We start from the raw sequence: 23449 nt of genomic DNA, 5'->3' as shown, positions 1-23449 counted from the left end.
CTGCTTGCAAACACGCCGTGAAAAGGTTGCAGACTTCTGGGAAGGAAGACAGCCTTAATCACACGCTATCATAAAGGATATCGTCCTGTTTTGGGGCTTTTTCGCCTGACTTACCATCACCTCCCTCCTCTGCCGGCGGTTTCTGGTCTGCCCCAGGCGCCATCTTGTCAGCCTCTGCCGCTTCTTCATCGGATTCCGCTGGTGTCGCGGTAAATGACCGATCCTTCGAAAAAGGCTCACTATCCTCTGAAAGAATGGCTGCAGGCTGCTCGCACCAGGCCGCAGCATTTCCATTGCTGCACAGGTTGGCCAGTGAAAAGGCCGTGTACTGTAACCCTATCCAGGCGACTACCAGGGGCAGGACCAGGCGCATCACCCAGAACCAGATGCCGGCGAACAGTCTCGGTGCAGCGCCCAGCATGGTACCGGAAAGATGTCTGGTCAGGCACCAGCCTGTAAACAGCGCTATCAGGATGGCCACCAGAGGAATCAGCAGGCCGCCGGTGACCAGCTCCAGCCAGCGGAACAGGGTAGCGCCGCCAACTCGCTGTTCGGCCCACACATTAAACGACAGCAGAGAGGCGAGCCCGGCCAGCCATACCGCCAGGCCAATGAGCAGCACCGACAGACTTCTGGGCGCGCCCGTCCATTCCCGGAACCAGCCAACAATCGGCTCGAGCAGGTTCAGCGATGTGGTCCAGACAATCAGCACCACCAACAGAAATACGGCGGCAATCACGAACTGGCTTGCTGGCAACTGGGCCAGTGTTACCGGCATGGAGACAAACAGCAGGCTGAAGCCCCGCTCTCCGTCAAAACTGTTGCCGTCTGTCGCGATCGCGAAGATCATCAGGCCCGCGAGGATGGCCACCAGGGTATCCATCAGCACCACCGCCAGAATCGAGCGCTTCAGGCGGGTATGGGGCGTGGTGTAGGAGCCAAGTATCGCCCAGACACCCATCCCCAGGCCGAGAGTGAAGAAGGCATGGAACAGGGCCGCTTTCAGACTCTCCCAGGAAAGATCTTCCGGATGCATCGCCAGAATATGGTTGATGGCGCCATCAATCCGGCCATGCCAGGCCGCCAGGGCAAACAACACAAGCATCAATATCAGAGCACCTGGCACCACCACCCGCAGGGCCCGCTCCAGGCCTTTCACAACCCCCTGTGCCGAGACCCACAGTACCAGCACTAAAAAGAAGACATGCCAGCCCATGAACACCCGGTATTCCCTCGGGTCTGACACCAGACCCGCCAGAATGGCGGTCGCCTCTGTTTCTCCGGTTCCGGAAAACCGGCCCAGCGCGCCAAAAAATACATAGGCCAGGGCAATGGCCCCGAATACTGCCGTGAACGAGAGCACCAGAAAGGCCGCCAGGATGCTGAGCCGACCAACCGCCATCCAGGCCCTGGATTGCTTCGCCCTTCGTATCAGCCCGTCCATGGCCAGTACAATTCCGTGACGGGCATAGCGACCGACGGCCGCTTCGGTCACCATCAGAGGCAGGGTCACCAGCAGCAGGCAGGCAAGGTAAAGCAGAATGAACAGGCCGCCACCATGCAGGCTGGCCAGATAGGGGAACTGCCATAGATTGGCAAGGCCCACGGTAGCGCCTACCGCGGCCCAGAAGAAGGTTGATTTTCGGGTAAAGGACCCGATATGTGTCTGATACGGCGTAGGCATTCGCGTCCCTGAGGCCTCTGAGCAGGTCGGGGAAAAGTCTGGGCCAGTATTGTAGCTGAAGGATCACGCCGCGTACGAACCAGAAACCGCCACAACGCTGAATTCGTGACCGATCCGGCACTGTTGGGCTACAATGCGCCTTTTTCCGGCTGCAGCAAGGCCGGTCCGTTCATTCGTCCGACCCCGGATTCATTGATTCATGAGCAAGAAAAAACCCGGAACGCCGAGCAGTACCATTGCGCTGAACAAGAAGGCGAAGCACGAGTATCACATTGAGGAACGCTTTGAAGCGGGTCTCGCCCTGCTGGGCTGGGAAGTGAAGTCCCTGCGTGCGGGCAAGGCCCAGCTGGTGGACGCCTATGTGCTGCTCAAGGACGGCGAAGCCTGGCTACTCGGATCTCACATCACCCCGCTGATTGCGGCATCCAGCCACGTCATCGCGGATCCCACGCGCACCCGCAAGCTTCTGCTCCATGCCAAGGAGATTGCCAAGATCGTAGGCAAAGTGAACCAGGCGGGTTACACCTGTATTCCACTGGCACTTTACTGGAAAAACAACAAGGTAAAGTGCGAAATCGCACTGGTGAAAGGCAAGAAGCTGTTCGACAAGCGCGCGACCGAGAAAGAGCGTGACTGGAACCGCCAGAAGCAGCGTATCCTGCGCGAAGCCAACGTCTGATAGTGCCTTCCACGAATTAGCAAATACCTGACGCCGGTCATGGCCGGCGTCCACGGGTATGTCGCATACTCACTCTCTTTGTTCAGAATTCCAACAGGCCTATACTCGGGAATTCCGGTGCAGGGCAAAGGGAGCCGCTTATGTCACCCAAACAGATACCAATGTCCGCCGTAGACCGCGCGTGGCTGCGCATGGACACACCCCAGAACCCAATGATGATCTGTGGGGTGTGGGCGCTGGAGCGGCCTGTTTCCATGAGCCGCCTCAGGCACACCCTTGAAGAGCGATTTCTCTGCTTCGACCGGTTCCGGCAACGGGTCATAGACACTGGAGACCGGGCCTACTGGCAGTACGATCCCCTATTCGACCTGGACAATCACCTGCACCGCATCGCCCTGCCTGGGAAGGCCGATAAAGCAGAGCTCCAGAAGCTGGTCAGTGACATGAACAGCACCTCACTGGATTTCCGGCAACCGCTCTGGCAAATGCACTATATCGACAACTACGGCGACGGCGGCGCGCTGCTGATCCGCATTCACCATTGCATTGCCGATGGCATCTCACTGGTGCGGGTGATGCTCTCTCTCACCGATAAAACGCCGGAACCCAGGCTGGGTAAAGTGGCCCGCAAGCGTCGGTCCAAACCCCGCCAGAGATCGGCAATCCAGAACTTCCTGCACCGTGCCGTGAACAGCGCCGAAACGGCCGGTAATCAGGCGAAATTGTTTATCCAGTCCGTTCGGGAAGAGCCCAACTACCCACTCAAACTGGCGACTACCGCCAGTGGCGTGGCTTTGGACCTTCTCAAACTCGGCCTTGCCCCGGTAGAGCCCAAAACCGGATTGAAGGAACCGCTATCCGGACGCAAGCAGGTCGCCTGGGCCGATCCTCTTGATCTTGCCGAAGTGAAAGCCTGCGCCAAGGCTCTGGGCGGCACCATCAACGATACCCTGCTCTGCACAGTCACCGGGGCTCTACAGCGGCATTTTGCAGCCAACAAAGAAACCATTCCCGAGTGCGGAATCCGCGTGGCCGTACCGTTCAACTTGCGGCCCCTTGATCAGCCCATTGAAACCCTCGGTAACAAGTTCGGCCTGGTACTGGTCACGCTGCCGGTGGAAGTCATGGCCCCACTCATGTGCTTCCGGCAGGTTCAGGAGAACATGAACCGCCTCAAGCGGTCCTACCAGGCCCAGGTCACCTACAGCCTGCTTGATATCTTCGGTCGGGGCCCCGATGTTATTGAACGACGGGCTCTGGATTTGCTCAGTAACAAAGCCTCCGCAGTACTGACCAACGTGCCCGGCCCGAAAGAGCCACTGTACCTCGCGGGCAGCAAGCTGACTCAGCCCATGTTCTGGGTGCCCCAGAGCGGCACGATTGGCATCGGCATGAGCATTCTAAGTTATGCTGGCACCGTGCAATTCGGCATTACCGTGGACAAGGCGATTCACGCCGACCCGGATGCCGTCATGGGTTACTTCCGGGAAAGCTTCGAGGCCCTGAGCCACGCGGCTCTCGCTGGCCGGCATGGCGCCATCAAACGCAAGGCCAGCTAATGCTGTAGGTACATTTACAGCCCTGGAAACACAAAACTGCAACAAACAAACCTTGAAGTCCGGCAAACCGGACACATATACTGTTCATAAGGGGACGACATGGCTTCGACGCCGGTGGCGAACCCTTGAGTGCATGTCGAGATGGCAGCCAGTCTCGTTAATCCAAAGCTGCAACGCAATAGTCGCAAACGACGAAAACTACGCACTAGCAGCGTAAGCTGCTAGTCGTCCTGACCGGGTCGCCCGTAGCCCGGAAGCAACATCTCAGGACGTCATCGCTTACGGGATGCTCCGTTACCCAGAGTTCACTGGTTAACGGCTAAGATTTAAAGAACTCGGTTCTTGCACCCTGGCTCTCGGGTCGCTTGAACTTAAATTAATAGAGAGACGCTAAACATGTAGACCTCAAGGCTGAGTACTGGCGGACGCGGGTTCAATTCCCGCCGTCTCCACCAAACAACCAAGAGAAAGCCCCTGATTTCAGGGGCTTTTCTCGTTCTGCCCCAAGTAAATCCCTCGTCATCCTGCTTTCATGCACTCGTTGTCTAATCAAGGTACTGTTTTCTTGAGATTATCAATCGAACCAAGAAACGACGACTCATGAACCAACCAGACGACCCAGTCAGCCTTACAGAGCTTTTGGACCGTCTACGGTCGAGAACCGATGGGCAGGCGCAGGTGTCTGTGGGCGACGTATTGAACGCCATTGGTGAGCGGTCTTTCGGGCCAGTGGTTCTGATCGCCGGCGTAATTACCCTGGCACCGCTGATCGGTGATATCCCAGGAGTACCCACGCTGCTTGGCCTTATGGTGTTACTTACCCTTGGGCAACTGGTTTTCCAACGCCACTCGATCTGGATTCCTTCCAAGCTGGCGCGCCGGAATATTGAGAGAGAAAAGCTTGCCAAGGGCCTCGACTGGATGGCGAGGCCGGCCCGTTTTCTGGATCGATGGACGAAACAACGGATGCTCTGGCTGGTTCGCGGGGCGGGGCAATATGTCATCGCCATTATCTGTATGGCCGTGGCTGCAGCCATGCCACTGATGGAGGTCATTCCATTCAGCGCCAACGGTGCCGGGATCGCACTGATGGCGTTTGGCCTGGCGATCGTGGCGCGGGACGGTCTGCTTGCCCTGGTGGCGATCCTGGCAACCGGAGGCACCGTCTGGTTCATTCTGAACAACCTCCCCTGGTAGCCAGGACTTCGAGGCAGGATCGCCAGAGACCTATGCTACTGTTGAGCCTCCGCCACAAGGGATAAAAACATGACCATTCTGATCACGGGAGCCAATCGCGGCATCGGTAAGGGCCTGGCCGATGAGTGGAGAAAGGCCGGCGAGCATGTCATAGGCACGGCCCGCAGCGAGCCGGGCATGGAGCTGCTGGATGTCGCCGAACCAGCCAGCATTACCGCGCTCGGCAAGCGCCTGGAGAACCAACCGATCTCAACGCTTGTCTGTAACGCCGGCATTCTGCTCGATCGCCATGAACAGCTGGAAGACGGCTACCCGCCCGAACTCTGGGCCAAGCACTTCCAGGTCAATGTAACCGGCGTATTCCTCACCATACAGGCACTGCTCCCCAATCTCAGACTGGCATTGGCGAACGGCGGCGCCCCGAAAATTGCCATCATTTCCAGCAAGCTTGGATCCCAGGCCTCCGCCGGTGGCGGGCGCTATATATATCGTGCTTCCAAGGCAGCGGCGCTCAATCTCGGGCGCAATCTGGCCGTAGATCTGCGTGAGCAAGGCATAGCCGTGGGCATCTACCACCCGGGCTGGGTGGCCACGGACATGGGTGGTAGCGACGCCGAGGTATCGGTTGAACAATCCGTTGATGGCCTCAGGCGGCAGATTGATAGCCTCACCCTCGCCGAGACCGGCTGCTTCAAGGCTTGGGACGGCAAGGAAATGGCGTTCTGAGGGCGTACTGGCATTGGAGTGCAAGGCCCCGCACGGAATGTTTCTGTCACCATTTGAAACAATCCTTCTGAATCCCGATTCACGGTAAAACTGCTACTATTGCTACATACCTCAGGCTCTTGGGCTTAACAGCGCCCGCCAGACAGCCTGCGGAATCCAATTCTTGAAAAGCTCCTGCGTCAGGGGCTTTTGCGTTTGAAAGGACCCGGTTGTATGTCCAGCAAAGCGAAGCAGACCCAGAAACTTCTGCTGTTCCGGCTTTCAGGCGAGCGTCTGTTCGGGATAGGAACCCTGAAGATCCGGGAAATCCTGCCTTTCATGCGGCTCACCAAGCTGCCTCACAGCCATCATGCGGTCATCGGCACGGCGACCTTCCGGGGTTCTGCCGTTCCGGTGATTGATATGGCAGCGGCAGTCGGCTATCCGCCGCTCACCCGGGAGGAACAGGAAAAGGCCTCGATTATTGTCACGGATATCCAGCGCCAGGAAATCGGTTTCCTGGTACGCAGTGTTCAGCAAATCATCGAAACCGACTGGAAGTCGGTAATGCCGCCTCCCAAGGCCCTGGGCACCAAGGCCTTTATCACAGGCCTGCTGGACGTGGATGGCGATATCATCCAGCTGCTGGATGTGGAATTATTGTTGGCGAAGGTGTACCCGGAATCACTGGACACCCAGGAGGTGGTTCTCACGGATGTGCAGAGTGAGACGCTCAAGTCCCTGAACATCCTTATGGTGGACGATTCCCAGGTGGCCCGGAAGCAGCTCTCGGACGTGCTGGACAGCAAGGACATCCCCTATCAGGTAACGTCCAACGGTGATGACGCCCTGCAGATTCTGCTTCGGGATCATGAGCTGGGCCGGCCCACGGATATTCTGGTCAGCGATATCGAGATGCCGGGGCTGGATGGTTACGAACTGGCGTTCAATGTGCGGGACAATTCAGCACTGAAGCAGCCTTACATCATCCTGCATACGTCCCTGAACAGTGAGATGAGCCTCAGCTATGCCAATCAGGTCGGTGCCAACGAGGCCCTGACCAAGTTCGATGCCGAGGAGTTGCTCCAGGCCATGCTGAGGGGCGCAGAACAGGCCCGTTAAGGCCTGAGCTGCTCAATGAATTCGTCCGCGGCGGCGCGTATCTCAGCCAGCTTTGTTTGCCACTCGTCCCGGTAACGGTTCAGCGTTTCCTCACTCAGACGGGTGAAGCGTTCGCCGGTTTCCGCCACCGTGCGGCTGGCGTTGGCAAGAGATTCCATGGAAGGTTCATCCAGCTCATCGGCCTGATAATCAAGATCCATGGCAGCTTGCTCCAGAATCGCTCTATCTTCCGGCGGTGTAGGCTCGTTGTCTTCCAGAGCCCCTTCCAATGACCGCTCAAGCTCTCGCATGGCCTCCTGCAATTTCTTGCCGAACTCATCCATGGCGCCCTCTGCCTGCCGGCCCATTTCTTCGGAGTAGGCTTCCAGATCCCGCGCCAGCTGTTCCATTTGCTGCTCAAAATCATCCGAAGATGATGAGAAACGGGCGCTGAGCTCTTCACCGAGCCGGCTGAGCTCGCCCATGATGCTGCTGAACGGGGACGGATTGAGGATGGCCTCGCCGGTGCGGTCGTAATCCACCAGCCATTGGCCCTGAAAACGCACGAGGTAGGTGACCAGCTCCAGTCGCTCACCTTCGGTGCCCGCTTCGGCTGGCAGGCGAGTGACAATGGTGGCCTCACGATCCTCGATGATCACCCGGCCAAACGAGGGCACAGCATCGGTCCAGCTACGCTTGTAACCGTCGAACGCGCCGGTGTCCGCCAGGGTGGAGTACTCCATCACGTCGTCGGCATCGTTCTCGGCCATGGCCTGCCAGAAAGCTGCCGCCACTTCCTGGGGCGTCTCGGGGTTGCTGCAACCGGCGAGCATGGTCAGTGCAAGGGCGGCCATCAGGCCACGTGTAAGGAAACGGATCATTGCTGTGTTACCTCGGGTTCAACATCCGCAGAGCATGATACACCCCTCACAGCCTGCAGGTCAGTTCCGCCAGTTCCTCGTCAAACACCCGACGGTTTTCACTGTAATCCACCGGCACTTCCACCAGATGGACACCGCCCTCCGCCAGGGCGTTTTCCAGGGTTGGTCGCAGGTCTTCCGTGCGGGACACTCGATGCCCCTTGGCACCATAGGATTCAGCGTAGGTGACAAAATCCGGATTTCGATAGTCCAGCCCGAAATCGGTATACCCCTCCTGCCCCTGCTTCCATTTGATCATGCCGTAGGCGCTGTCGTTGATGATCAGCACAACCAGGTTCAGGTTCAGGCGCACCGCGGTCTCAAGTTCCTGGCTGTTCATCATGAATCCGCCGTCACCACAGATTGCCATCACTTTCAGGGCCGGATAAAGCATGGAGGCCATCATGCCGCTCGGCAGGCCGGCGCCCATGGAAGCCAGGGCGTTGTCGAGCAGCACGGTGTTGTTGTCGTAGGCCGGATAATTACGGGCAAACCAGAGTTTGTACATGCCGTTATCCAGCGTGATGATCCCGTCCTCCGGCATTACCTGACGCACGTCATGAATAATACGCTGGGGAATCACCGGGAAGCGGTCATCCTCTGCTCGCTCCTGCAGGTGGGCATCCACGGCTTCTTTCACTTCCATCAGGCGGGTGAAATCGTGGTTGGCACACTGGCCACAATGCTCGGCCATGTATTCCACGCTGTTAGCGATATCCCCCACAACCTCGTGCTGGGGAAAGTACACAGGGTCCACGTCGGCCGCACTGAAGTTCACGTGTATGACCTTCTTGCCGCCGGGGGTCATGAAGAACGGAGGTTTTTCCACCACATCATGACCAACGTTGATCACCAGGTCGGCCCGATCTATTGCGCAGTGCACGAAGTCCCCGGCCGACAGGGCGGCGTTGCCCAGATAACGGGGGTGCCGCTCATCCACCACGCCCTTGCCCATCTGGGTGGTAAAGAACGGGATGCCGGTTACATTTACCAGGTGCAGCAGTGCCTGGGACACTCGCTTCCGGTTCGCGCCGGCACCGATCATGATCAGCGGATGCCGGGCTTCTCGGAGCATCTCGCAGGCCATCTCCAGGCTTTTTGGGCTGGCCGAGGGCCGGCGGGCATCACTGGCCTTGAAGATATGGGTGTCGGATTCGGGTTCCTCGTCGGCAATGTCTTCCGGCAACTCCAGGTGCACCGCACCCGGTCGTTCCTCCGAAGCCAGACGGAAAGCTTCCCGAACCTTGGCAGGGATGGTATTGGCATTGGTGATTTGCCGGGTGTACTTGGTGAGCGGGCGCATCAGGTCCACCACATCCAGAATCTGGAACAACCCCTGCTTGGAGGATTTGATGGGCTTCTGGCCTGAGATCATCATCATCGGCATACCGCCCAGTTGGGCATAGGCGGCTGCGGTCATGAAGTTGGTGGCGCCGGGCCCGAGCGTGGAAAGACAGACACCCACCCGGCCCGTCAAGCGGCCATAAGTGGCGGCCATGAAACCGGCGGCCTGCTCATGGCGGTTTAGGACCAGCTGAATGCTGGAGGTCCTCAGGACCTCAAGGAAGGCAAGGTTCTCCTCGCCGGGCACCGCGAAAATGTATTCAACGCCTTCGTTTTCCAGCGCCCGGATAAACAACTCGGCCCCGTTACGGGCCGGGGTCTGTTCGTTGGCCATAGCCTTCCTCTTGATCTGTGGATTCCGGGTGCTCGGCAGATCCCGGGATCAATCGGTTCTGGGCGGCTCCGCCTGCAAAGCATCCGCCGCCACCCGATCCAGACCCCAACTGCGATGCACTCCCTCTGTTACGCGCCGAAGAGCGTCCTCGTTCACTTTCGCAGGTTCTCCCCGCTCCAGAGGATCATAGTGGAAGATGTACAGCCGCGATGTGAACTGCTCGAAAGGCAGCGAAGACTCGCCAAAACGCTCTCCGTAGCCTGAGGTACTGACTTTGACCCCGTCGCCCCAGTTCTGGCCGCTGTCGTTATTGGGATTGAAGAAATAAATCCGCATCTCACCATCCGGGTCGAGCGCAGCCCGGAGAATGGTGATGGCGTGCCAGCCGATAAACCTGGCGGCACTGTCGGTAACAGCAATACCCGCAGGCTGTGGATGTATCAGCGGCTGATTGCCGTTGTAGTAGGGGTGGTAGCTGGCGTAGAAATGACGGATAAAGCCTTCCAGATCGTGCAGTTTGCCTGTGGCCACATCCACGTTGATGGCAAATCCGCGGCCGGCAGACCAGCCGTGGAATTCCGGATTCACCCATTTGTGCGGATCCCCCTCGCGCCCTACGCACAGCCGGCCCATCTCCACGTATATCCGATCAAGGTGTGGCACCACCACCAGGGAAACCGGGTCCAGATCGAGGGTCACCTCGGAGGCGACACCGCCGATAACCTGGGCAGAGGACACTGGCTGCCCCTCGAAGTGCATCACGATTTCGTTGTCCCGGGCGGCCCAGGCCACCATCTGCAACAGATAGTCCGGGTCGTTATAGGCCCACATGGACAGGGCACGGGCCGACTGGCAGGTAGGATTATTGCCCTGCCCCACACCCAGTGGCTGACCCAGCATGTTCAGCACGCCCTGAATCAGCCAGGCACCAGGTTGAGGCTGATAGCCATAGGCCAGCTCAAGACGTTCACGGGCGTGGGGGCTGAGGGACAGGCGTGCCTGGCGCCAGAGAGCCGGAGCGACGGGCGGCTGATAGAGAATGCCCCGCTCCAGCAGCAGCGCCAGGCCATAAATGCCCTGGGCCGTTTCCGGATAGATGCCTTCCTCGATCAACGTGCGCACCAACTCCCGGTAACACAACAGGCAATCCCGGCCGGTACTGGACAGACCCAGCGCCTCGCTGAGCAGGGTGTCCTGGTCTGTCAGAATGAACCGGATGAACGAGGCGTGGTAGGGCGACACCAATCCGGTGTCGTGCATGGAGCGTGCAAAACCGGTGGCCTCGTTCTGCAGGGCCTGAGCATCCATGGTTTCCAGTCGTTGCTGGTACACCACGGTTCCAGGGTCTTCACTGCAGGCCCGGGTGGGGCCATAAAGGCTTGAGATCAGCCGATCGGCGCCGCGACCTGCGCTGCCAAGATCGGCTTGTGGATCGGCCCTGCACAGAGCGATCTGAGTGATCATCTTGCGCACGTCCGATACCTGGATCGGCCGCTGCTCAAGGATCCGCCAGATTTCCTCGATCAGACTGTCAATCACATGCTCGTAGCCGATGTGATGAGCCACGTACTGGACGACAGCCTGGCTAATCAGCGCTAGCTTGCCCTGCTCCCGTTCGGCCTCGCCGGTCATACCGAACAACAGGCCCAAATTGATGGCCAGAACCTGGGTCAGGTAATGGTGCGCCTGTTCGGCCGATACAGAGGGATGCAGATAGTGGCCTCGGGCCACGGCAAGCAAGCGCAGTTCGCTGAAAGCCTCAATGACCACGGTATCGGAGTTCTGGCTCTGCAGCGAATAGGTTGTCAGCGTGGGGAGAAGAATACCGGGTTCAGCCCAGTCCGTACCGGCGAAAACGCCGGCCAGTTCGAGGCGCTCGGCGCGCTCCTCGATGACCTGGCAGCCACCAGGCTGCAACAGGACCCTGCGGGAAATATCCAGCACGCGTGGAAGCTTGCCGGCCCTGGCAAAGGACCGGCTCTCTTCCATGGCCTGGATAGCGTCATCCAGCCGTTGTACCAGCTTGTCGAAATTCACAGCTGGCGTTGCGCTGCCCGGTTGGTGATCGTTCAAACGATAATCCTCAGGGCCTGGCACCAAACCCGTTTGTTGTTAATGCTTCTCCTGATTATACATAGAAATCGAGGTCTTCCTGATGTTTCAGGAGGTCCCGCATGACGTAAGGGTCTTCACCGAAGAAATACACCAGGCCCCAATGGGTACCGAAAGCGGTCCGTTTGGTAACCGTTTCTTCCAGCGGCGCAGTCAGCTCGTGAGACTCGAAATACTCGTGGTTTTCGGTCTCTTCCGGGATTTCCAGCTTGCTGACAACCCGGCGGCGCGGATAGACGCCGAAGCAACCGGCATAACCCTTCGCATCCACCACTTCCTTCGGGAAGAAGGCCTTCACTTCTTCGTCGGTGGTTTTCGGGTCGAAAGTGAGGATCATGCCCTGATAGGCGTTGAAGCCGTATGCACGCTCAAGCAGCTCGAACACCTTGAAGCCAGGCGGACGATAGGCCACCTCGCCAAAGTACATGGTCCGGTCGCTGGTCACGAAGTACTCCGGGTGAATAAACCCGAATTCGATATCGAAGGTCTTGATCAGCTTCTCGATTTCGCCGCGAATCTGGTCACGATACTTCTCAAGATCCGGTGTCGCGGGCACAAATACCGAATAGCCCAGAGTCACATACTCGGAGATATTCAGGAAGGCGATCTTGCCATTATGGATCCAGGCCTCGACCGCAAACTCCCAGCCATCAAGGTGCGATTCCATCAGGACCGGGAACTCTTCTTCCGGGATAGTATCGACTTCGTCGGGCGTACGGATAACACGGTGACCCAGGCACCCGGCCTTGTCGAATGCCTTGAGGTGAATCGGGTCATTGGGGTCACCATCCAGTTTTAGCAGGGTCTGGTTCACCCGTTTCAGGAACCGGATGACGTCGCCCTTGTCGTGGGCTTCCTCAAAAATGCCCACGCGGATACCACCAAGCTGGGCGCGACGCTTCATCAGAGCCTTGTCGCGCAAGAGCATGGCCTGGCCAAACAGACGCGGCTTATTCATCAACACCGAGTTGATGGCTCCCGCCCACTCCACAGTTTCCTCAAACAACGGGATGGCTACGTCAACGCCCATATCCTTGAGGGTCTGTGCAATCTCTACCGAGCGGTCGTTCAGGCGCTCAAAATTCCACGGCACATAGGGAATGTCGTGTTCTTCGCAGTAGGCTTCCGCCCAATCCGGTGCCACTACAACATACCTACGATCGAACTTGTCGGCCGCTTCAACCGCATTCAGGCTCCAGCCCAGTAACGCGATATACCCTTTCTCAGGATTGTACTTTTGCTCACTCACAGGCTCTCTCCTTTCATAAGGGTTGACTTATAACCCTACGCATTAGCAGTGAAATCGCAAATTTCGCACCCGTTCGAAACGCAAAAAGCACTGCGACAGCCGGGAGTGAATCCAGCAATCGCAGTGCCTTAGACTTTCTTAGATCGATTAGGAATATCAGCCCAATTTCAGGGTCGACAAGGTCCTTTCACGCACTTTGGTCAGAAGCGCTTCGTCTTCAACGAGCGATTGGCCATAGGACGGTATCAGCTCTTTCATGCGCTCCTGCCACTCCGGAGTCTTGATCTTCTCCGGGAAACAACGCTCGATGACGTTGATCATGGCATTGGCTGCAGTGGATGCTCCCGGGGAAGCACCGAGCAGCGCGGCCAGTGTTCCATCCTTGGCGGCCACAATTTCAGTGCCGAACTCGAGCTTGCCACCGCCGCCATCGATCTGCTTGATGATCTGCACACGCTGGCCGGCCATACGCAGCTGCCAGTCCTCTTCCATGGCGTCCGGGAAGAAGTTGCGCAAAGATGCCACCCGGTCACTGTGCGACTGGAACACTTCTCCGATCAGATAACGGGTCAGGTCCATGTTGCTCTTGCTCACCGAGAGCATTGGCTTCAGGTTGGTGGGCTTCACCGAACCAATCAGATCAAAGATAGAGCCCTGCTTGAGGAAGCGGGTGGTGAAACCGGCAAAGGGACCAAACAGCAGTGCCGGCTCGCCATTGATGATCCGGGTATCCAGGTGTGGTACCGACATTGGCGGCGCGCCGATCGGCGCCTTCCCGTAGACCTTGGAATCGTGCTGCTGAACGATGTCCGGCTTGCCACACACCAGCCACTGACCGCTGACCGGGAAACCACCGTAGCCGCGGGCTTCCTCAATCCCGGACTTCTGCAGCAACGGCAGAGCGCCACCACCGGCGCCGAGAAACACGAAGCCGGTCTCCAGCTTGGTCAGCTCGCCCGTCTTCTGGTTCTTGACCCGGATCTTCCAGCGGCCATTATCCCGCTGGTCGATGTAATGCACCGGTGAGCTCAGCATCAGCTCGAAATTCGGCTGGGTTTCCAGCCACTTGACCATGCTGCGGGTCAGGGAACCGAAATCGACATCCGACCCATGCTTGATCCGGGTGGCGGCAACCCGCTGCATCGGATCCCGGTTATTGACGATCAGGGGCATCCATTCTTCGAGATCCTTCGGGGACTCGGTGTATTCCATGTCGCGGAACAGATGGTGGGCGCTCAGGCGCTCGTAGCGGCGTTTGAGGAAGGCCACATCTTTCTCGCCCCAGACAAAACTCTGGTGCGGCGTACAGTTAATAAAGCTGGATGGCTCTGGCAGGATGCCCTGCTCCACCAGGTAGGACCAGAGCTGCAGGGACACCTCAAACTGGGCGTTGATCTGCAGGGCACGATCGATGGTCACATCGCCATCGTCGGTTTCGGGAGTGTAGTTAAGCTCACAGTACCCGGCGTGCCCGGTACCTGCGTTATTCCATCCGTCTGTGCTCTCATGGGCAACGTGGTCGAGTCGCTCCACCATGACGATGTCCAGGGACGGATCAAGCTGCCTGAGCATCACGCCGAGAGTGGCGCTCATGACGCCACCTCCGACCAGCACTACGTCTGCCTGTCTAACGGCCATTGGTTTTCACCCTAGCTAGTGTTGAGCCTTTTCACCCCCTCACGATCAGCAAGGAGGCCTGTCGAAAGCCGGTCGGGCGCGAGGTAAACGGCGCCGCCGTCTGCTTCCGGTCTGAATGTGCGCGCAATTATCCCGATTTTCGCCGGGATAATAAATTGCGATTGTCAATCGTTGCGCCTATATCAGGCTTTCGCTGATTTCAGTTGCCGGTACGTGCACTTACGAACAGTGGTTTGCTACGGGTCAAAGGTCTAAAATCCGCCCGCATGATCTGTCTGGCCGGCTCAGGCCTCCATTTTGACAAACCAGGACGGGATTTCCCCAATGTCTGCCCTTGATGCGTTTCTGATTATTCTCGCGGTTCTGGCGCTGTTGGGCGTCATATTTGAAGAGATCATCCACATTAACAAGGCCAAGGTAACGCTGTTCTTTGGCACCATGAGCTGGATGCTGCTCTTCCTGTTCAGTGATAACGCCGATGAAACGTCTGCCATTTCCGCCGGCCTTTCCGAAAGCATTGCCGAAATCGCGGGACTATGGCTGTTTCTTGTCGCAGCCATGACCTTTGTCGCCTACCTGAACAAGAAAGGTATGATCGAAAACGTGATTTACCTGATCATGCCGAAACAGGTAAGCGAGCGACGGCTACTATTCCTGACCGGTCTTTTTTGTTTCATTTTCTCCTCTTTAGCAGACAATATCACCGCCACTTTAGTCTCATGCTCACTGATTCTGTCGCTGGATCTGGAGCTGAAAAAGCGTATTCAGTTCATCACTCTGGTGGTGTTTGCGGTCAACTCAGGTGGCGTTTCCCTGATCACCGGCGACGTTACTACCTTGATGATTTTCCTGGCAGAAAAGGTGGAAATACTGACCCTGCTGACCCTGGCGATCCCGGCCTCGATTACGGTTTTCATCCTTGCAGTTTTCCTCTCGCGAGGGCTCACAGGAACCGTGACACTGCGCTCCAACAACACCCCGGTGCGACGGGTGGACGCGGTCATCAGCGGACTGTTTTTGTTAACAATCCTGAGCACCATTGCCGGCAATGCCCTGTTCGGAATTCCACCGGTTCTGACCTTTTTGTTCGGCTTGTCCATCATGTTCCTGGTTTCGCGCTTCATGAGCGACGACTCCGATCTGGACCCGATTCTCGAATACATCCGTATCATCGAGTTTGAGACCCTGCTGTTCTTTCTGGGGATCCTGCTGCTGGTGGGCATGCTCAAGGAGATTCACGCGCTGGATTCGCTGGTAGCCGTTTACGATATCCTGCCGCCGCTCTATGCCAATTACCTGATGGGTATCTTCTCGGCCGTGATCGATAACGTGCCGCTGACGGCAGCACTGCTGAAAGCCGGCATCGATATGAGCCCCGGCGAATGGATGGGGCTGACCTACGCGGTGGGCGTGGGCGGATCGCTTCTTGTGATAGGTTCAGCCGCCGGCATCGTTGCGATGAGCAAAATCCCGGGGCTGACCTTTGCGGCCTATATGCGGTATCTTGCACACCTTCTGGTGGCCTACACCCTTGGCTATGCCGGGGTTTTCATGCTCGGACGTTTCATTCACTGAGGTCTTTCTATGCTCATGGCATTTGGCGCAATCATCGCCGGCCTGGTACTACTGGTCTGGAGTGCCGACAAATTTGTGGAGGGCGCTGCGGCGACCGCCAAACATCTGGGCATGCCCACCCTGCTGATCGGCATGGTGATTATCGGTTTCGGCACCTCAGCCCCGGAACTGGCGGTGTCTGCCATGGCCGCTTCGGACGGCAACCCCGGACTGGCCCTTGGTAACGGGTACGGCTCGAACATTACCAACATTGCGCTGATTGTTGGCCTGACAGCCGTTATCGCGCCCATCGCCGTGCACTCTCAGGTCATCCGCAAGGAACTGCCGCTGCTCATTGGACTCACCCTGATTGCCGGGGTTCAACTGTTGGACGGGCAACTCTCGCGCCTGGACGGCTGGGTACTACTCGCTGTCTTCGCTGCGGTTATGGGCTGGTCGATCTATCAGGGTCTCAGGGGCAAGGCAGACCCACTGGCCGGTGATGCCGACGCCGAAATCATCGCCCACCCAATGCCCCTGAAAATCGCCATTATCTGGCTGGTGATTGGTCTGATACTGCTGGTTGTCAGCTCCCGCTTGCTGGTGTGGGGCGCTGTTACCATTGCCCAGAGCCTTGGGGTCAGCGATCTGGTCATCGGCCTGACCATCGTTGCCATTGGCACCTCCCTGCCGGAGCTTGCCTCCGCACTGGCAGCCGTCAAAAAGAACGAGCACGACCTTATTCTCGGTAACATTCTGGGATCGGGCATCTTCAATACCCTGGCCGTGGTGGGCCTTGCGGCCGTTATTGAACCGCTCGCGGTGGATCCAGAAGTACTTTACCGGGACTGGACTCTGATGCTGGCGTTAACGGTGGGCCTGTTTTTGATGGGCTATGGCCTTACCGGGTGGCGCAAACTGGTGAGCCGGGTAGATGGCGGCATACTGGTACTGATATACGTGGCCTACACTGGCTACCTGCTGTCTACAGTGGTAGCCGCCAGCACCGCGTAATCTGCCGTGCCTGCGTGAAGCCGGTATTAACCGGCTTCACCGTCTCCCAATAACTCGGTCAACCTTGAGCGCACCTCGGTCATCACCTCATCAAGGTCGGCTTTGGTCTTGCCGACCGTTTCCAGCGGCTCGCCCACCCGGACGTCCACCGGCTGGCCCAGGTTGATTTGCCAGGTCCGGGCCGGCAACACCTGGTGGATGCCCCGCACGGCCACGGGCACAATCACCGCCTCGGTATCCAGCGCCAGGTGAAAACAGCCTTTCTTGAATGGCAAAAGCTTACCGTCCGGTGAACGGGTCCCTTCGGGCGCGGCCCAGAGCACGATTCCGCTTTCCATCATCGCCCGGGCCTTCTCCAGGTCTCTGACCGCACGTTGCCTATTGGATCGGTCCACTGAGGGGAATTCTGCGGCACGCATGGCCTGTCCCAGCAGAGGAATACTGAACAACTCCTTTTTCGCCAGCATACGAATCGAGCCCGGCAACGACACAAAGGTGACCGGGATGTCATAGTGGCTGGCATGGGTGCACATGATGATGTAGCGCCGACCATCGCCAAAATCCGGCACATGCCCGCGCACAGTCAGGCTGGCACGAACCAACCGTAACAGCGATGCGGACCACTCACGACAGTATTGATCAACGATGGGCCGGTTCAGCCTGCCAAAGAGCGCTCTCAGCAAAACCAGCAGGGAGAAGAGTGCGGTCAACCCTACACTGCCAAGGACAACGCCAGCCCTGCGGAGCAGCGTCGCCGACTCCGTTAGAGGGCTCATGTTCAGTTTAATCAATTGGAGGCTCCAGACCCTGATTATCGGCAAGTTAACGCGTCACCGCGATGGACGCATTATAGCGGCGGGAAAGGAGCCCGAGGAAGACGGTCACCCGATCAGGCGTTTTCCTGAAACACCATGGCTACCGAGTTCAGACAGTAGCGCTGCCCGGTTGGCGGGGGGCCGTCCGGAAAGACATGGCCCAGGTGGCTGTCGCAACGGGGACAGCGTATTTCGGTACGGGTCATGCCCAAGCTAGTATCCTCGATGTACCGGATGTGTTCCGGATCGAAAGGCTGGAAGAAGCTTGGCCAGCCCGTTCCCGAGTCGAACTTCGAATCCGAGCTGAACAGCGGCAGATCGCAAAGCCGACAGTGGTAGACCCCGGCCTTCTTGTTATCCAGCAGGGTTCCGCAGAACGGATGCTCCGTGCCGTGATCAAGCAGAACACGCCGTTCTTCCGATGTCAGGTCGGCAGCTTTCTCCTCAACCTGTGCTTCACTCAGTGGTGTCAGGTCATAACCTGCAGCGGAAACTCCCATAGTCTGCCTCCTCAGGCGGTGCTGCCTGCGTCGTTGTCTGTGAATTCCGGCTTCAAGCGATCAGGATAACTGTCTACGAGTTTTTCCATTTTCGGCGCAGCCACGGCCATGATGTATGGCTGGTAGGGGTTCCGGGCGGCAAAATTCTGGTGATACGCCTCAGCCGGGTAAAACGCCTCGAGCGGCTCCAGCGTGGTCACAATCGGATCCGGATATACCTCGGCCTGATTGAGCTGGTGGATGTACGACTCAGCCACCCGCCGCTGCTCCGCAGTCTCATAAAACACGGCAGAGCGATACTGGGTACCCCGGTCATTGCCCTGGCGATTCAGCTGAGTGGGATCATGAGCAACCGAGAAGAACACCTTTAGCAGCTCGCCAAAGCTCACCTTGGCTGGATCATAGTGGACATCCACAACTTCGGCGTGACCTGTAGTACCTGAGCATACAGCTTCATAATTGGCGGAACTGGCGTGACCGCCGGCGTACCCCGACTCAACGCTGCTTACCCCATTAATGGCCAGGAAAACCGCCTCGACACACCAGAAACAGCCGCCGGCCAGCACAACCCGCTGTTCACCCCCCGCCGCTGGCAGATCCTGCTCGGGATCGGGGAAACGGCTGCGGGGAACGTTGAGACCCGGGATACTGCATGATGTCGTCATGGTGACCTCTGCGTTCTAGTTATCTGAGTGTAACGGCCCGATTGTGGCTGGAAACCTGCGGATTTGCCAACCCGTGTGCCCGCTCGCGTATGCCAGCTTATATGTACGTTGGTCAGGGCAGCAGGATCACCCCGCCCAGCGCGCTCAGGGGCGCCAGCAACCACACCGGAACCCGCCATACGGCCAGACACAGCCAAAGAATCAATACCAGCCCCAGGTCTACTGCGCTATGGACCGCCGACGTCCATACCGGGTCATAGAGGGCCGCGAGCAGCAGCCCCACCACCCCCGCATTGACACCCGCCAAAGCCGACCGGGCCCGGCGATGCTCGCGAAGCCAGCTCCATAGTGGGAGACCAGCGAATACCAGCAGGGTTCCCGGCAGGAATACCGCCATTACAGCGATCACACCGCCGATAGCACCGGCCTGCGAACCACCCAGAAATCCTGAAAAAGAAAACAGCGGCCCCGGCATAGCCTGGGCAACACCATACCCTGCCAGGAAGGTGTCCGCCGGCATGGCACCCGAGGCCACAAAGCCTTCCTGCAACCAGGGAAGCACAACGTGCCCACCGCCAAACACCAGGGCACCGGCCCGGTACAATTCAGCACCGATCCAGCCAATACTGCCCGTCGCCCGAGGCAGAAATGAAAGCAGAAGCAGGGCCACAAAGGTCACGGCAAAAAGCGCAGGTTTACGGGATTGCAGCGGCACACGCAGCGGTTCAGATGCCGCACCGCTCCCCAGCCCCAGAAAGGAACCGACAGCGCCGGCAATGGCCAGGGCCAGTATCTGCATCCAGGTTTCGCCCATCACTAGCAGGCTCACGGCAACCAGCAAAGCCATAGCAATTCGGGGCCGGTCCGGGCACAGGGTTCTTCCCATCTGCCAGACCGCCTGAGCCACCACCGCCACAACAAACAGCTTGAGGCCGTGTATCCAGCCGCCACTGCCGGCCTCGGGCCAGGCACTCAATCCCAACGCAAAAGCAATCATGATCAGCGCCGATGGCAGGGTAAAACCCAACCACGCCGCGAATGCACCCCGGTAATGGCCACGGAGAAACCCGATGGTCAGGCCCACCTGGCTGGAGGCCGGCCCAGGCAGCAACTGGCAAAGGGCCACCACCTCTCCGAAGGCACTGTCTGAGAGCCACCGCCGACGCTTCACGAATTCATCGTGAAAAAATCCAAGGTGGGCTGCCGGCCCGCCGAAAGAGGTCAGCCCTAGCCAGAGGAACAACAGGAAAATCTGCCAAGAAGACAGTTCTTCGTCGCCTGGTGATGCAGCCATAAATCCCCTGAGTCTGATTGTCGAACGGTTCTCATGTCAGTGCGTCATCAAACATGAACATTATGTCGTTTTGGTTGCATACCTTCGAGGGCCATCCATAATGTGAGACAGGGTTTGCCACGTTGCACATCGGCCATGCCCGGCTCGGCATACAAGGGAAGAAAAATGACGGCAAGGGCTCGCACACCGGAAAACCAGGATGAGCTCCTGGAATACCGCCTGAGTCTGAGGCTCGGCCCTGTTCACGCCCGCCAGAGGCTCGGCATTGAACGGGAAGCTGAAGCGAAGGTATTCGGGCAGGATCACAGCTCCTTCCATCTGGAAAATTGGGCCACGGCGCCCGGCTTTATCCGTACCTGCCTGCGCATGGTCGGCCTCTGGGGCCGGGGCCAGAGCAACAGCCGGCGCCTGAGCACCGCCGATAATCGTTTCAACGTTCCCGGCCTGCCGGAAGCCTTTGAGGGCTTTCGCATTCTGCACCTGACCGATCTGCACGTGGACATGGACGAAGCGAACCTGCAGGCGGTGTTGCGCCAGATAGAACCACTGGATTACGACTTGTGCGTGTTAACCGGCGATTACCGGAAACTGACCTGGGGCCCGATCGAAGGCGCCCTGGACGGCATGGCGCGGCTACGGGATGGCATAAAAGGCAAGCCTTACGCGGTGCTCGGTAACCACGACAGCGTTCGCATGGTACCGGCGTTGGAGGACATGGGTTACCAGCTGCTGATGAATGAAATGGCGCCCATTGAACGCGATGGTCAGACACTGTATCTGGCAGGCGTAGACGATGCCCACTTCTTCAGGGTCCACAACCTGCATCAGGCGGGGGACAAGATCCCGGCGGGAGGCACCAGCATCCTGCTCAGCCATACGCCGGAGATCTGGCGCGAGGCTGCCCATGCCGGCTACGACGTCTTTCTCTGCGGCCACACACACGGCGGCCAGATCTGCCTGCCGGGCGGTATACCGGTGACTCTCGACTCTGACTGCCCGCGAACGCTCGGGCGAGGCTACTGGCGGATGAACGGCATGCAGGGCTACACTTCACCCGGCTCGGGCACTTCTGTCGTTAACGTTCGGCTGAACTGTCCGCCGGAAGTAACGCTTCACACGCTGACCCGCAGACCGGATTAATGGGGCTGCCGACGGATCCCGAGACGGTAGAGCAGCGGTGAACCAAAAATGTTAGACAGAGTGAAAACAACCACCACAATCAACACCACCCACAGGCTCACCGGTAGCCACCACATCGCCAGCAGCATAGGCAGGAGTGCTTCGGGGATCTGATCCAGCCCGACAGCCCGGGCACTCGATGCCAATCCCATTCGACGCTTGATGAAGCTGCTCAGAAGATCTCCTCCCAGCCCCAGCAGTCCGAACAGAAGCCCGAAAACGAATCCCAGCCCGGTCACCAGGGCAAAGAGCCCGCAGGCCAGTGCACCGGATACAACACCCCGCCAGGTTTTGCTTTCACCAAATACGGGACGGCCATCGGACCACAATATCCCGCCGTCCACCGGCGCCGACCAGCGGTTTTTCAGCAGCCCGGCAGCAACCATCGGCGTACCGTTGGCCAGCACTAGCATCACAAACAGCTCCAGGATGATCAGCAAGCGTTTGCGCCCCTGTGAAACGACCGATCAGGCGATACCGCCCCGGGTCAGCTTGAGCGGGTCCATCAACTCCTCAAGCCGTTCGCGGCTCAGGCCACTGCGCTCTTCCGCCACATCGATGACTGGCCGCCCCGTTTTATACGCCTCCTTGGCGATGTCTGCCGCCAGGCTGTAACCGATTTCCGGATTCAGCGCGGTTACCAGCACCGGATTCTTGCCCACACCGGCGTTCAGATTGTCGGCATTGGCCGTGAAATCCTTGATCGCTTTATCCGCCAGCATAATGGCCGCATTGGACAGCAAATCGGTCATGTCCAGCAGGTTACCGCCCACCAGCGGGAGCATGACGTTGAGCTGGAAATTGCCGGACTGACCAGCGATAGCTACCGCGCTGTCCAGCCCCATCACCTGGGCGCCGACCATAGCAACGGATTCCGGGATAACCGGATTGACCTTGCCCGGCATGATGCTGCTCCCCGGCTGCAATGCCGGAAGACTGATTTCAGCCAGGCCATGAATCGGACCACTGTTCATCCAGCGCAGGTCATTGGCGATCTTGGTCAGAACAATGGCCGCACCCCGCAATTGCGCGGACAGCGCCACCGGAGCATCCACCGCACTCTGGCCGGTGAATTTGTGATCGAGAGAGGTAAACGGATAGCCCGTGTTGGCGCGCAGGAACTTGACGAACTGGCCGGAAAATTCCGGTAGCGCATTAATTCCGGTACCCACCGCCGTACCGCCTTGGGGTACGGCCAAAAGCTCATCAGCGGCGGCTTCTACCCGTTTTTCCACCGCCAGTAGCTGCTCTCGCCAGGTCTTCAGTTCCTGGCCGAGGGTCACCGGCATGGCATCCATCAGGTGGGTGCGACCGGTTTTTACCTGGCTGGAAAACGCCGCCTCCTGTTCGTAGATCACACCGCAGAGATGCGACAGCGCCGGCAGAAGTTTTTCCTTGGCTGCAATCACGGCACTCACGTGGATGGCCGTCGGAATCACGTCGTTGGAGCTCTGGCTCATGTTCACGTGATCGTTCGGGTGCACCTCGAAGCCGGCGTTACGGGCGATACTGGCAATCACCTCGTTCACATTCATGTTGGTGCTGGTGCCGGAGCCGGTCTGGTAACGGTCCACCGGAAACTGATCCGCGGACTCGCCCTTCACCAGGTCTTCGCAAGCCTGGGAAATCGCATCCCGCAGATCGTTGTCCAGCAGTCCCAGACTGGTATTGGCTTCGGCCGCTGCTCGCTTGATCTGGGCAACGGCGGCAATAAACGCCTGGGGCATCGGCTGGCCACTGACCGGGAAGTTTTCCACCGCACGCTGGGTTTGCGCGCCCCAGAGCGCATCAGCAGGTACCTGGACGTCCCCGAGGCTGTCGGTTTCCGTTCTGAATTCGCTCATATTCCCTCCTGTCCGTCCATTTGCACGTAGGGCTTTGTGGCGTGTACGCCCCGGGCCCGGCC

20 protein-coding genes and 1 other RNA gene are annotated in these 23449 nt (G+C 58.5%); 9 read left to right on the top strand and 12 right to left on the bottom strand.

Annotation, left to right across the window (positions count from 1 at the left end; translation table 11 throughout):
• Nucleotides 1-58 precede the first annotated feature (58 nt).
• Complete coding sequence (locus tag CFT65_RS05370) at nt 59-1684, bottom strand: sodium-dependent transporter (protein ID WP_088826959.1); 1626 nt, start codon at nt 1682-1684, stop codon at nt 59-61.
• A gap of 199 nt (nt 1685-1883) precedes the next feature.
• Here CFT65_RS05370 and smpB point away from each other — a divergent pair, with 199 nt between their 5' ends.
• The 6 genes from smpB (at nt 1884) to CFT65_RS05340 (ending at nt 6946) form a co-directional block, all read left to right on the top strand.
• Nucleotides 1884-2363 (top strand): SsrA-binding protein SmpB, encoded by a 480-nt coding sequence (gene smpB, locus CFT65_RS05365; RefSeq protein WP_088826958.1) that lies wholly within the window; start codon nt 1884-1886, stop codon nt 2361-2363.
• Nucleotides 2364-2503: 140 nt separating this feature from the next.
• Nucleotides 2504-3922, top strand: a complete 1419-nt coding sequence (locus CFT65_RS05360) for a wax ester/triacylglycerol synthase family O-acyltransferase (RefSeq protein ID WP_088826957.1) — start codon at nt 2504-2506, stop codon at nt 3920-3922.
• A 90-nt stretch (nt 3923-4012) separates the two neighbouring features.
• Nucleotides 4013-4377, top strand: a transfer-messenger RNA (tmRNA) gene (ssrA, locus tag CFT65_RS05355).
• 145 nt (nt 4378-4522) lie between these two features.
• Nucleotides 4523-5119 carry an exopolysaccharide biosynthesis protein gene (locus CFT65_RS05350; protein WP_088826956.1) on the top strand — a complete coding sequence of 199 codons (597 nt, stop codon included), beginning with the start codon at nt 4523-4525 and terminating at the stop codon, nt 5117-5119.
• Between the two features lie 69 nt (nt 5120-5188).
• The gene (locus tag CFT65_RS05345; RefSeq protein ID WP_088826955.1) at nt 5189-5845 is read left to right on the top strand and encodes an SDR family NAD(P)-dependent oxidoreductase; all 657 of its coding nucleotides are present in this window, start codon (nt 5189-5191) and stop codon (nt 5843-5845) included.
• A gap of 213 nt (nt 5846-6058) precedes the next feature.
• Nucleotides 6059-6946 (top strand): chemotaxis protein, encoded by an 888-nt coding sequence (locus tag CFT65_RS05340; RefSeq protein WP_088826954.1) that lies wholly within the window; start codon nt 6059-6061, stop codon nt 6944-6946.
• Here the strand turns inward: CFT65_RS05340 and CFT65_RS05335 are convergent.
• From CFT65_RS05335 to mqo, 5 genes are all read right to left on the bottom strand, one after another.
• On the bottom strand, nt 6943-7806 hold the full coding sequence (locus CFT65_RS05335) for a hypothetical protein (protein WP_088826953.1): 864 nt from the start codon (nt 7804-7806) through the stop codon (nt 6943-6945). The genes CFT65_RS05340 and CFT65_RS05335 overlap by 4 nt on opposite strands.
• 46 nt (nt 7807-7852) lie before the next feature.
• Nucleotides 7853-9523, bottom strand: coding sequence for an acetolactate synthase large subunit (locus CFT65_RS05330; protein WP_088826952.1), 1671 nt, complete (start codon nt 9521-9523; stop codon nt 7853-7855).
• Nucleotides 9524-9571: 48 nt separating this feature from the next.
• The gene (locus tag CFT65_RS05325) at nt 9572-11596 is read right to left on the bottom strand and encodes a hypothetical protein (protein ID WP_088828162.1); all 2025 of its coding nucleotides are present in this window, start codon (nt 11594-11596) and stop codon (nt 9572-9574) included.
• Nucleotides 11597-11651: 55 nt separating this feature from the next.
• Nucleotides 11652-12884: an ATP-grasp domain-containing protein gene (locus CFT65_RS05320; protein WP_088826951.1), complete on the bottom strand. Its 1233-nt coding sequence runs from the start codon at nt 12882-12884 to the stop codon at nt 11652-11654.
• A gap of 156 nt (nt 12885-13040) precedes the next feature.
• A complete protein-coding gene (gene mqo / locus CFT65_RS05315; protein ID WP_088826950.1) occupies nt 13041-14522 on the bottom strand; it encodes a malate dehydrogenase (quinone) in 1482 nt (493 codons plus the stop codon).
• 324 nt (nt 14523-14846) lie between these two features.
• On the opposite strand from mqo, the gene nhaD reads away from it, so the two are divergent.
• Nucleotides 14847-16097, top strand: a complete 1251-nt coding sequence (gene nhaD, locus CFT65_RS05310; RefSeq protein ID WP_088826949.1) for a sodium:proton antiporter NhaD — start codon at nt 14847-14849, stop codon at nt 16095-16097.
• Between the two features lie 9 nt (nt 16098-16106).
• Nucleotides 16107-17090 carry a calcium/sodium antiporter gene (locus CFT65_RS05305; protein ID WP_172408423.1) on the top strand — a complete coding sequence of 328 codons (984 nt, stop codon included), beginning with the start codon at nt 16107-16109 and terminating at the stop codon, nt 17088-17090.
• Between the two features lie 26 nt (nt 17091-17116).
• Here the strand turns inward: CFT65_RS05305 and CFT65_RS05300 are convergent, their stop codons facing one another.
• From CFT65_RS05300 to chrA, 4 genes are all read right to left on the bottom strand, one after another.
• Nucleotides 17117-17866, bottom strand: a complete 750-nt coding sequence (locus CFT65_RS05300; protein ID WP_416376648.1) for a lysophospholipid acyltransferase family protein — start codon at nt 17864-17866, stop codon at nt 17117-17119.
• A 113-nt stretch (nt 17867-17979) separates the two neighbouring features.
• Nucleotides 17980-18405 (bottom strand): peptide-methionine (R)-S-oxide reductase MsrB, encoded by a 426-nt coding sequence (gene msrB, locus CFT65_RS05295; protein WP_088826947.1) that lies wholly within the window; start codon nt 18403-18405, stop codon nt 17980-17982.
• An 11-nt stretch (nt 18406-18416) separates the two neighbouring features.
• Entirely contained in the window at nt 18417-19070 is a 654-nt protein-coding gene (msrA, locus tag CFT65_RS05290) for a peptide-methionine (S)-S-oxide reductase MsrA (RefSeq protein WP_088826946.1), read from the bottom strand.
• A 112-nt stretch (nt 19071-19182) separates the two neighbouring features.
• The gene (chrA, locus tag CFT65_RS05285) at nt 19183-20364 is read right to left on the bottom strand and encodes a chromate efflux transporter (RefSeq protein WP_088826945.1); all 1182 of its coding nucleotides are present in this window, start codon (nt 20362-20364) and stop codon (nt 19183-19185) included.
• 165 nt (nt 20365-20529) lie between these two features.
• Between chrA and CFT65_RS05280 the strand changes: the two genes are divergently transcribed.
• Nucleotides 20530-21504 carry a metallophosphoesterase gene (locus tag CFT65_RS05280; RefSeq protein WP_088826944.1) on the top strand — a complete coding sequence of 325 codons (975 nt, stop codon included), beginning with the start codon at nt 20530-20532 and terminating at the stop codon, nt 21502-21504.
• On the opposite strand, the gene CFT65_RS05275 is transcribed toward CFT65_RS05280, so the two are convergent.
• Nucleotides 21501-21983, bottom strand: coding sequence for a CDP-archaeol synthase (locus CFT65_RS05275; protein WP_088826943.1), 483 nt, complete (start codon nt 21981-21983; stop codon nt 21501-21503). The two genes, CFT65_RS05280 and CFT65_RS05275, sit on opposite strands and share 4 nt — an antisense overlap.
• Nucleotides 21984-22010: 27 nt before the next feature.
• On the bottom strand, nt 22011-23387 hold the full coding sequence (locus tag CFT65_RS05270; protein ID WP_088826942.1) for a class II fumarate hydratase: 1377 nt from the start codon (nt 23385-23387) through the stop codon (nt 22011-22013).
• Nucleotides 23388-23449 lie beyond the last annotated feature (62 nt).

The sequence above is a fragment of the Marinobacter sp. es.048 genome (assembly GCF_900188435.1).
Classification (GTDB): Bacteria; Pseudomonadota; Gammaproteobacteria; order Pseudomonadales; family Oleiphilaceae; genus Marinobacter.
Note: the sequence above shows the minus strand (reverse complement) of the source record. Positions and strands in the feature narration are given on the sequence as shown.